The organism is Kitasatospora sp. NPDC059327, from assembly GCF_042752535.1.
Lineage (GTDB): Bacteria > Actinomycetota > Actinomycetes > Streptomycetales > Streptomycetaceae > Kitasatospora.
Map to the genome: position 1 here is coordinate 22,450 of NZ_JBHYYB010000103.1, position 10,165 is coordinate 32,614.

Annotated in this window: 8 protein-coding genes and 2 pseudogenes; 6 read left to right on the plus strand and 4 right to left on the minus strand. The window is 70.2% G+C overall.

The genetic code is table 11. The annotated features are described in order from the left end of the window. Window positions 1-57: 57 nt before the first annotated feature. Window positions 58-617, plus strand: a pseudogene (locus ACFXHB_RS37250) (transposase); the annotation flags it as partial. A gap of 126 nt (window positions 618-743) precedes the next feature. Here the strand turns inward: ACFXHB_RS37250 and ACFXHB_RS37255 are convergent. Both ACFXHB_RS37255 and ACFXHB_RS37260 read right to left on the minus strand, forming a co-directional pair. Continuing rightward, entirely contained in the window at window positions 744-1,271 is a 528-nt protein-coding gene (locus ACFXHB_RS37255) for a transposase (protein ID WP_380580223.1), read from the minus strand. Further along, entirely contained in the window at window positions 1,268-1,825 is a 558-nt protein-coding gene (locus ACFXHB_RS37260) for a helix-turn-helix domain-containing protein (protein ID WP_380580225.1), read from the minus strand. Before ACFXHB_RS37260 ends, ACFXHB_RS37255 begins: the two co-directional genes overlap by 4 nt. A gap of 489 nt (window positions 1,826-2,314) precedes the next feature. Between ACFXHB_RS37260 and ACFXHB_RS37265 the strand changes: the two genes are divergently transcribed. The 4 genes from ACFXHB_RS37265 (at window position 2,315) to ACFXHB_RS37280 (ending at window position 5,302) form a co-directional block, all read left to right on the plus strand. Beyond that, the gene (locus tag ACFXHB_RS37265; protein WP_380580227.1) at window positions 2,315-2,683 is read left to right on the plus strand and encodes a hypothetical protein; all 369 of its coding nucleotides are present in this window, start codon (window positions 2,315-2,317) and stop codon (window positions 2,681-2,683) included. Between the two features lie 226 nt (window positions 2,684-2,909). After that, window positions 2,910-3,194, plus strand: coding sequence for a hypothetical protein (locus ACFXHB_RS37270; protein ID WP_380580229.1), 285 nt, complete (start codon window positions 2,910-2,912; stop codon window positions 3,192-3,194). Further along, a complete protein-coding gene (locus tag ACFXHB_RS37275) occupies window positions 3,195-3,431 on the plus strand; it encodes a hypothetical protein (RefSeq protein ID WP_380580231.1) in 237 nt (78 codons plus the stop codon). It abuts the gene before it with no gap. A gap of 773 nt (window positions 3,432-4,204) precedes the next feature. Next, window positions 4,205-5,302 (plus strand): endonuclease NucS domain-containing protein, encoded by a 1,098-nt coding sequence (locus ACFXHB_RS37280; RefSeq protein WP_380580233.1) that lies wholly within the window; start codon window positions 4,205-4,207, stop codon window positions 5,300-5,302. A 342-nt stretch (window positions 5,303-5,644) separates the two neighbouring features. Here ACFXHB_RS37280 and ACFXHB_RS37285 read toward each other — a convergent pair whose 3' ends face one another. Together ACFXHB_RS37285 and ACFXHB_RS37290 are read right to left on the minus strand one after the other, a co-directional pair. Then, window positions 5,645-5,806 carry a hypothetical protein gene (locus ACFXHB_RS37285; protein ID WP_380580235.1) on the minus strand — a complete coding sequence of 54 codons (162 nt, stop codon included), beginning with the start codon at window positions 5,804-5,806 and terminating at the stop codon, window positions 5,645-5,647. A 970-nt stretch (window positions 5,807-6,776) separates the two neighbouring features. Next, complete coding sequence (locus ACFXHB_RS37290) at window positions 6,777-9,545, minus strand: RNaseH domain-containing protein (RefSeq protein ID WP_380580237.1); 2,769 nt, start codon at window positions 9,543-9,545, stop codon at window positions 6,777-6,779. Between the two features lie 239 nt (window positions 9,546-9,784). On the opposite strand from ACFXHB_RS37290, the pseudogene ACFXHB_RS37295 reads away from it, so the two are divergent. Further along, a pseudogene (locus tag ACFXHB_RS37295) lies at window positions 9,785-10,165 on the plus strand (IS110 family transposase); the annotation flags it as partial.

The following is a 10,165-nucleotide window of genomic DNA, read 5'->3' on the forward strand; positions in this document are numbered from 1 at the left end:
CCCCGGCGTCCGGAAGGTCTGGGCCGACAGGGCTTCACCGGCCGCCTGGTCGACTGGACCGCCCATCCGGGCGCCGCCCGCCCGGTCGTCCCGCCCTACAACGGCATCGGACGGCCGCCGGTCGCCAGGTATCCGGACCCGGCCGCGGCATGAAGGCCCTGGCCGTCAAGGCGGGACGCGGCGCGGCCAGGCCGGTGTCCTGGCGCGAGGGCTCACGCCCCGGCAACGGCCGCACCGGGCTGAAGCGTATGTACTCGCGGTTCGCGGCCCTGCGGATCCGCCCCGCCGGGCGAGAGGTCCGCGACGCCACCGAAGGCGTGGAGTTGGCCGAGTGCTGGCTGCTGGCCGAGTGGCCCGCGAAGGAGGCCGAGCCGGTGCAGTTCTGGCTCTCGGACCTGCCCGCCGACACCCCGCTGACCACCCTGGTTCGCCTGGCCAAACTCCGCTGGCGCATCGAGCACGACTACCGCGAGATGAAGCAGGCCCTGGGCCTTGCCCACTTCGAGGGTCGCACCTACGCCGGCTGGCACCACCACGTCACCCTCGCCTCCCTCGCACACGCCTTCCGCACCGCCCGCCGCTTGGCCACCGCCCCAAAAGACACGGCGCCGACCTGAGCCTCTACCAGGTAGTCCGCGAGCTGCAGTCACTCCTCGCCACCTGGGCCGGCGCCTGCCCGACATGCCACCGCGACATACCCACACCCATACGGACCTGACCAAGCCCTACTACTGCTGCGTTCCTCAAAGCAGGTATACGTAGCGGCGTCGGAGTTGTCGGATCGGCGGAGCTGGTCTGCCCCATTTCCAGGGTCTGGCGCGTGCGTTGAGCTGGGCGGTGGCCAGGCGCGTGGCCTGGGTGATCTCGTCGGGTCCGGCGAAGGACTGCCCGGCGAGTGCGGCCTTGCGGAAGATGCGCCACCAGCCCTCCTGCAGGTTGAGCCAGCACGCGCCGACCGGGATGAAGACATGTCGGATCCGTGGGTGGTCCTCCAGCCAGGTACGGGTGGAGACACTGTTGTGGGATGACAGGTTGTCGGTCACTACGTAGATGTCGCCTGTGGGGTCGGCGTCTTCGAGTAGTTGAAGAAACTGCTGGTAGAAGACGCTGTTGCGGGAAGAGGCGGTCATGGTGAGCTGTTGTCCGTCGGCGACGCGCAGGCCGCCGTAGACCCAGGTCTTCTCCGGGCCGCGGCTGTAGTCCAGCTCCGCCTTGATGCGGTGTCCGTCCGGCGACCAGCCCGGTGCCGGCGGGAAGGTGCGCGGGATCACCGGCCCGAGCTCGTCGGCGCAGACCACCGTCGCGCCGTCGGGCGGGCTGGTGTACAGGCCGATGATCCGCGTCCTTTTCCCTCGAAGTCCACATCCTTCGAACGCGTCCACGAGCGGGTGCGGCGCCAGCGCACCCCCTCGGCGAGCAGGATCCGCCGCACCTGGGAGCGCCCGACCGCGATCCCCAGCCGCGCGGCCTCGCCCGCCAGCGCGTCCAGCGTCCATTCGGGCGGGCCCGTCCCGTCGGCAGGGGCGAGTTCCCCGTCCTCCTGCCGGACCGGCCGTCCGGGCGGCGCCCGTTTGACCAGAGCGATGATCCGCGACCGCTCGAACTCGGTGAGCCGGCGCGGCCGACCGGTGATCGGCCGGTCCTCCAGACCCTCCGGGCCGAGCCCGTTGAAGCGGTGCAGCCACCACCGCACCGTCTTCGGATGACAGCCCAGCTCCGCCGCGATCCCCGCCACCCGCAGACCGGACCAGCTCAGTGCGACGATCCGCGCCCGCATCACCAGATCCGCCGGCGCCTTCCGCGCCCCGGCGAGCCTGGCGATCACCCTCTCCTCGTCCGCCCCCACAGCGGCACGGGCCCGCAACAACCCCGGCACACCCCACCCCCTGCCGTACCAGATTCACCCCAACAAAGGCCCTATACCCGCAACTTGGGGAATTCAGCACTATAATCAGGACAGCCAACATCCCTGATACGGCGAGGGGTTGTCGGTCCGTCTTCCTATGTTGGCGCAGGTTGGGGTCTGGGGAGGCGCCGATGCCCGCCCACACGACCGGATGGGGGATACAGGATGCCGACGTGCACTCGCCGGGCCAAGTCGACGCGGCGCTTGTGCCGGCGCGAGGCTGCTGAGTGGCCCAGCCATGACGATCTCCCTGCTCCCGTGGTGGCGTGCGCCGGGCATCTCATGCCGACGGAATGGGCTGCCTGCCAGGAAGCGCGCCGCCGGGCAGCCGCCGAGTACGCGGCTAGCCAGGCGGCGGAGGCTGCCGCGCGCGTGGAGCGGGGCGAGCAGCCGCCTCCGGCTGCGGCCATGACGCGCTACACCACTCGGCCGTGTACCGGCCAGTGCGTCTCCCAGGAACGTGCATGGGGCCGCGACTCGGACAGCGCCTCCAGTTTGTGCGCCTCCTGCGACGGCTGCGTGTGCGTGCAGTGCGGCCGGGTCGAGGTCGACAACCTCCTGGAACTCTGCGGCCAGTGCGAGTACTACCCCGGCGAGGAGCCGGACGCGCCCTGGGACGACGAGATCAACGCCGAATCCGAGCCCGGGTCGCGCATGCGGCTGGCTGCGACGGTGAACCAGCTCGTCACGGCCACCGGCACCCGCACCGCGACGTCAACGCCCGCCTCAATCGGATCATCGGGGTACACACCCGCGTCGGAGCCGACGAGCGGGTGATCCGCCGCGCCGCTCGGGCCGCCCGCGAATGGCTCGACCAGCTCCTCCCGGACCCGCGAACGGACACTGCCGTCCCGTCCGACGCCCCCGGCCCCGGCGGAAGGACGACGGGCGCGGAACCCGCCGGGTACGCCGCGCGGGACGAAGGCACCGCCCTTGCGGACGACCGGGTGGGGCGGTCAGCGCGCACGGACACCGTGGACGAACCCGAGCCGACCGTGGCCGTGTGCCCGGCCGACCCAAGCACGCGGTGCCTGCACCGCGGGGCCAGCGTCCGGCCGGTGAAGTCCCGGCCGAGTGCGCCGGCGATGGGACGGGCCGGGACCTGAACGAGGCGCCGTACGGCGACAGCGACAGCGACAGGTATCCGTCCGCCCTCGGAAGCCTCGCCGGCCATCTCGCACTCGTCGTCCGCGAACTGGGCGCCCTGCCCCCCGGTGCCGCCGCCCACGTGATCGCCCGAGCGGCCGCCGAACACCACGGCCCCGGGCCCGGGGAACGGCGCCGGTAGGTGATCGGGCAGCTCTCCGAGATGTGGATCGGTCGCAGCACCGAATTCGGCGCATGCCCGGACGGCTCCTCCGGCCCCCTCGGGGGCACCCGGGTCCAGGTGGTGGTCACCCCTGGGCAGTGGGAGGCCCTGGCCCGTATCGGTGGCCCTGGCGGCATCGCGCATGGCGTGCAGGAAGCCCTGGCGGCCGGGATCGCCGACCTCGACCGACAGCCCCTCCGGCCCCGCCCCGGCTGACCGTCCTCGCCCAGCACAGGGCGCGCACCGGATCGGCGGCCTCCCCCGCCCGCCGATACCCCGGCCACGGCACCGCCGACGACCCACGCGAGCACTCGGCCCCGTCCGCGCAGAAGGAAACCCCACGCACGAGCCCGACCGCGTCATCCGGATCCCCCGCCCAACCTCGGCCCGACCGCCGACGGCGCCAAGATGACCGAGGTCCGCGTAGGCTACCCAGACCCTCGCCCTCGAGTCCGACGGCACCCGCTGCTGCACCCAGGTCGTCGAAGTCGCCGAGTACACCTCCTTCGAGGCGATGCTTGACGCCAAGGACAACGAGGCCATCGGCAGCAACGGCATGACCCGGGCCGAACTCCTTGCCGTCCGCCGCGAGAGCTCCCCCGCCCGCGGTGGGAGCAGCTCGGCGTCCCTGCCATCCGCCTCCGGTCCACCGGCAGGTGACGGTCGAAACTCCGGACAGCCCCGGGCGCGAAAGCGCCGGCTGAACGTCTCACCGCCGCGGGTCGAGCACACCGATCTGGAGGACCATCTCTTCCGCGACCAGGGCCGTCGAGCGCTGGCGCCACAGCAACGAACCGGCCCGGTTCCCCGCAGCCGGAGAGCAGAGCGGCCTCAGAGGCTTCGCAGGAACAGGGGCAACCGGGAGCGCCCCGGCACTGTGACCCGCGGGCGGTAGGCAACAGGTACCCTGCCGCAACCGACATTCGTCCGCATGCGATCATCGACACTCCGTGCCGGCCTGCGGCCGGAGGAGGTCGAAGGGCCCGGTCATGAGTGACGAGAGCGTGCTCCTGCTGAAGGACGGCAAGCCGGTGCCGGTGGGCGTGACCCGGATGAAGGACCTCGGCTACAAGGAGCGCGAGGACCTGCAGCAATGGATCATCACCAACCCGGGCCTCGTCGAGGACGGCCTCCTGATCGTCACCGAGGAGTTCGACCGCTGGCGCACCACCTCGGGCAGGCAGGTGGACAAGCGGCTGGACCTGCTGGCGCTGGACCGGGAGGGCCGGCTCGTCGTGATCGAGCTCAAACGGGACGATGCGTCCGTCGACACCCATCTCCAGGCTCTCACCTACGCGGCCCTGGCCTCACGCTTCACCGAGGCGAACCTTGCCGACCAGCACGCCGCATTCCTGCGGAAACAAGGAGAGGATGCGGATGCAGACCGTGCGCTGGAACTGCTGCGCGCCCACTGCGGCGGAGAGCTGGACCCGCTCGTCCTCAAGCGCCCTCGTCTCGTCCTCATCGCAGGACGCTTCGCCGCGCCGGTGACAGCGTCCGCGGTATGGCTCAACGAGATGGGCGTGGACATCAAGCTGGTCCAGGCCCGACTGTGGTCCGCCCTGGCACCTACGCCGTCAGCAGACATCCCGGACGTACTGACGATCTCCACGCTCTACCCCGCGCCGGGAACCGAGGAGATCACCATCGCCGGTGCCCGAGCCGAACGAGCCACCGCAGGCACCCGCACACCAGTGCCTGCCGCGGTCGAGGTCATCTGCGAACACCGGCTGATACCCGACGGCACGGAAATCACGCTGGACATCGTCAGCTACGCGGCATTCCACGGCGATCAGGACCAGTTCGAGCAGTGGCTGAAGGAAGCCCCCGGGCGTGGCCATGCCGTCTGGACGGACGATCCGAAAGCGCCGCTGCGGTGGGAGGCCGACGGAAAGCAGTACAGGCCCGGAACACTGCTTGACGTGATCGTCAGGGCCGTCACTGGCCGCGATCCCAAGCGATCGGTCCAAGCAACGCTCCACTGGAAGATCCCCGACGGCAGGGACCTCTACAAAGTGGCCCAGCCGTATTTTCCCAAAGCCGGCGGGCAACGCGAGTGCCGGACAGACGGACCGGCGTCCGCATGATCCCCGACAGGACCGTTTCCCGATCGGCCCGAGGACGGCGCAGCCATTCGGTCGCCAGCGCTCCGGAACGGGTCTCACTGGCGGCCGCGGTGCTCACCCGCTGCCCGCAGAAACGAGGCCGGGGCTGTCGGGGCCGTACCAGGCGGCCCGTGCGGGGGCGGAGCAACCGGGAGGTCAGTGGCTGGTCGTGTAGCTTCGCTCAGCGCCTCGCCCGCCGTGGTCCCCCGTCAGCCGGTCGAACGCCCGGTCATGAGGCCGCTCAGGCGCAGCGGCCGGGCGTGCTGCCGGGCGGGCCTCGCAGCCGCGGTGCGACGGGCCCGGGCGTCTCCTGTCCGGGGCCGGTCAGCGGCGGGAGATGCGCAGCCATTCCGTGGCGGGCAGGTCGAGGGCCGTGAGTATCCGGGCGAACAGGGCCGCGATGAGGACGACGACGAGCAGGAGCACTGCTTCCGGCACCTGGAGGTGTGCCAGCAGGACGACGATGCCGAGCAGGACGGCGACCATGGCGGTCTGGACGGTGACGGCCAGGGCGTTTGGCGGCGTGGGGAGCCGGCCGGGCTCCAGTGCGTCTGCGCGCGGAGTACGGCGGGGTCGACGACCAGCAGGGAGTGCAGTTCGCTCTCGTGGGGCTTGACCGCCTCGGTGAGGACGGCCGCGCAGAGTTCGGCGATGCGGGCCTGGCTGTCCTGCGGCCGGTGCAGGAGCCTTGCGCGCTCGCCCTTGAGGTTGGCCACCAGGTCCTGGGCGTTGGAGACGATCTCGGAGTGCGTTTGGGGGTAGGTGCGCGATGACAGGACCGTCGCCTGCAGCAGGGCGGCGCGGCACAGGGTGTTGAGCCGGCTGACAGTGCCTGGGCCCGGCTCTGGTGGCCCCGGGCGCGGCGGGCGGCCTCCTCGCCGGTGCCCAGGAGTTCGGCCACGTCCATGGCCGCGCGGTCGAGGCGAAGACGGTGCCCCGGGCCGTGGCACGGGCGTCCGCGAGGGCCAACCCCGTGATGGCCAGGAGCATGCCGTAGACGACACCGACATCCCAGCCGGTCCCCTGGATAGCCGGCGCCGCGAGGACCAGCAGGAACGGCACGGCCCAGGTCAGCAGCACACCGGTCTTGTGAGCGCCGGAGGCCAGAGAGCGCCTCGCCATCGCCTCGCAGTCCGGCAGCCGGGCGGGGGCGACGCCGTGCAGGCGCAGCACGGCATGGACACGGTGCGCACCGGTCAGGTGGCGGTTCCAGGCGAAGGTGCGCAGTGGGCGGACGGACTGCAGGATCCGGCCGGGGCGCCGGGTGAAGAGGACCTTATATCAGCCAGACGGCGAACACGCTCAGGAGGTCTGTCATGGACGGAACTACATCATCCGGCTGTGACAGGGGGTATCCAGCCGTGCCTGACGTACTCCGGGCTGTTCCTGCCCGCCCGCGCTCGCCGGCCCGAGGAACAACGGCGGCCGGGCCCGGCGAAGGACAGCCGTCTCCGGCTCAGTCTTCGGCTTCGGGGTCTGCTTCGACGGTGCGCCGGTATTCCCAGTGGCCCTTGTCCATTTGGATGCCGAGGTGGATGGGTGCCGGGTAGCGGGTGCGGTAGTTCCAGTGCAGGGCGTGGTCGCACAGGCGGGCGGCTGCCACAGCGTAGGTGACGGGGTCGTGGCCGTCAGGAAGGTGAAGAACGCTGATCTCTGTAGCGGTGTGGCTGTACCAGATCTCGGCCTGTTCCTCTGCCGAGGTGCTGGCCCAGCGGGTGTACTTTTCCCCGGCCCGGGCGTAGCGGGATCCTCCCTTGTACTGCTCGGGCACGTTGCACAGGATGAAGTTGTGGGTAGTGCCGTTCATTCGAAAAATACCGGTGGAGAGCTTGCGCTCCTGGAACTCGGCGTCTCCCTCGCCCGTGCCCACCAGCCGTTCGATGACGGCGGGTGTCGCGACGTGGTCGCTACCAGCGGTCACGCGCAGGACGGCGCGAGGGCGCTGGTCGGTCGGAAGGGTGAAGCCTGGCAGGGCAGGCCGCTTGTCGAGGGTGCCGTCGAGTTCGGGTGTGCGGCCGTGATGGCGGTTGGCCAGTAGTGGCCAGATGCTGCGGGCCTCATCGCCGGAGACGTAGACGTTGTAGCCAGTGGCGGCGTGGGCGAAGAGGCCAAGTTCCCAGAGTGCCCTGTCGATGGAGCGGGGAAGCTGCGCGTCCTTTCTGCGTCCCTCGGGTAGGCGGCGGGCTCGGTGGCGGGTGTTGGCGGTGGCGTAGTCGAGCCAGAGGCCGCCTGGGGAGTCCGCGTTCGGCAGGTAGGCAAGAGACTGCCACAGTCCATCAGGAGCGGGCACAAGCGCGACGAGGGTCCAGATGAGGCGCGGCTGTTCGGTCGCCGGGCCGCGACGATCGCCGAGTTGTTGGCGCAGGTGCAGGCCGACGTGGACGAGCGGTTCCTTGAACCCGTTGGGGCCGAAGGTCAGGGCGTCGGTCAGGCGGGGGTGGATCAGGCCAGCTGAGCGGTGGAGGTCGGCGATGGCCATGTGTCCGCGGTGGTCGCCTTCGAGTTCGCGCCCAAGCTGGTCGAGATCGGTGGTGATCTCGCGTTCCTTCTTGCGGGGGTTGCGCCGTCCGGGCTTGTGGGGGGTGAGGAACTGGGTGATGACTCCGAGTTTGGCCAGTTCACGGGCGGCGTGGGGTTTGGCGTCGAGCTCGTAGGGGTCAACGACCGTCGAATCGGATTTACGGGATTCGCGGCGCTGGCGGCCCCATGCCTTGGCGTCGTACTCGGTCTCGCACAGGGCGAGCAGCCTTGTGCCGCCGGGAGCATCGAGTCCTTGGAGTTGCCGGGCCAGGGTGGGGCGCTGCTTGTGGTGGTCACCGTGCCGGAGGAGGTCGTCCGCAGGTTGAAGGAACGCCTCGACGGGGCCGTTCAGCGGCACCGGCGTGCCCTCGGGCATACCGGTGGCGGCGAGGTCGGGGCGGTTGTAGTGGTAGGCGAGCAGGCGCTGCATGCGGGTGCGCTCGTCCTGGTGGCGGTAGAGGACGACGATCCGCAGGCGTTCGCGGCCGGCGGTGAGAAGGATCTCGCCCAGGCGCGGGTCGTCGAGCAGGACGCTGTCGCGGCCTTGGTCGGTGCTGCGGCGGCTGCCGAAGGCGCGCCCGGCGACCTGTTCGGCCTGCAGCAGTGGTTGGTCGAGGGCGGCGCTGGCGTAGCGGGCGAGTTCGCGTCTGGAGTGCATGCCGTCGCCCTTGCCGATGGAGTACGTGCCGGAGAAGGGGATGAGAGCGCGCAGGTTGCCGGGTTGTCCGGTGAGGTCGCAGGCGCTGGGGGCGAGGAAGTCGAATTCGCCGGCGGCGCGTGGGAAGACGTCTTCGCCGTGCAGGCGGGTCCAGGCGTCCAGGGCGAGGCGTGTGGTGTGGTCGACGTGGGTGTGTTCGCGGCGGCCGCCGAAGGCGAGCTTGAGCAGGGGGCCGTCTGCGGCGCGAGGGGCGAACCAGCCGGTGCGGGCGCTGCGGAGGGTGTTGCTCAGACGGGAGACGACCGGATGGATGGCCGCGACCGGAACGTTGAGCCCGGGGTAGGACTTGACGGTCACCTTCAGGCGTAGGGCGGCGCGGTGGGTGCGGGTCTTCCACTCCGGGGTTTCCTCGCCGGGGCTGTCGGTGTCCTTGTCGCCGTACGCGGCGCCCCAGGTGTTCGTCCACAGCAGGTCGGTGTCCCAGACCAGGAGGTTGCGGTCGAGGTCGGGGCGGAAGCGGACGGTCTTGCCGTCGATCTGCCAGGGTTGGGCGGCGAGCTTGCTGGCGACAGCCCAGCTGGCTGCCCTCCAAGCCCATCCGGGGGCGTCGATGCAGCCGCCGGTGGAGGTGAAGTGCTCCCACAGCAGGGTCTCTTCGGGGGCGGTGCCGGCGATCAGGTCGGCGATGTCGCTCTGGTAGGCGAAGGAGAAGCGGTCGCGGTCGGTCTGCAGCAGTGCCTGCTCCCACAGGACAATCGTGTCGTGGAGGTCGTCGCGGTCGATGGGGCGGCTGGTGGCAAGGTATTTCGGCGGGTGTTCCTTGCTCTGGGGGTACAGGGCCGCGCAGGTGTAGCCGGTGGCGCGCAGGACGGTAAGCAGTCCGGCGTACGGGAGGTTTCCCTTGGAGCCGGTGATGCCGCGGTACATCTGTCGAAGGGTTGGCCATGCTTTGTCGATCTTGTCGGGCAGTGGGTAGAGGTAGGTGGTGCCGAGGAGGTTCTTGTCGGTCTGGGGGGCCAGCAGGGACAAGCGGGTCTGCGTGCTCATCGGTGCCCTACTTTCTTGGTCGTGGGTTCGGACTGGTCATTCGTAAGATCAGCGGGACCCAGGGGCTCTGGGTATGGCTGTCATCGGGTCGCCGTCAGATGGCTTGAAAGGCTTGGCCGCCCGGAGCCCCGCGACGACTCGACCGCCAATTGGGAGATGCGACTCGATCGCTGTGTAGGGCAACGTCGGCGAGGTCATCTGCCGGGCTGCAAGATCGTGACGAGCTGGCGGAGGTGACCGTGCCCCAGATATGGGCCGGAGTGACATCGGCAAGGAACACCACCACTGCGTGGTGATCAATACGAACGGCGAACGGCTGTTGTCCCGCCGGGTCCTGAATGACGAGACGGCCCTGCTGGAACTGATCGAGGACGTCCTGGCCCTCGACACCGACGTGCTCTGGGCTGTTGACCTCAACCACGGCGGCGCCGCACTGCTGATCGGACTGCTCCTCGGCCACGACCAGCCGATGGTCTACATCACCGGACCGACCGTGCACCGCGCCTCGGCCTCCTACCGGGGCGAGGGCAAGACCGACGCCAAGGACGCCACCGTCATCGCCGACCAGACATCCGATGCGGTTTGGCGTCAAGCTGCCACCTCCAAATCGATGGCCTTGG

Coding starts and splice junctions, on each gene's coding strand:
- ACFXHB_RS37265 (WP_380580227.1), top strand. CDS start 2,315: ATGACGCGCTACACCACTCGGCCGTGTACCGGCCAGTGCGTCTCCCAG.
- ACFXHB_RS37285 (WP_380580235.1), bottom strand. CDS start 5,806: ATGGTCGCCGTCCTGCTCGGCATCGTCGTCCTGCTGGCACACCTCCAG.
- ACFXHB_RS37280 (WP_380580233.1), top strand. CDS start 4,205: ATGAGTGACGAGAGCGTGCTCCTGCTGAAGGACGGCAAGCCGGTGCCG.
- ACFXHB_RS37290 (WP_380580237.1), bottom strand. CDS start 9,545: ATGAGCACGCAGACCCGCTTGTCCCTGCTGGCCCCCCAGACCGACAAG.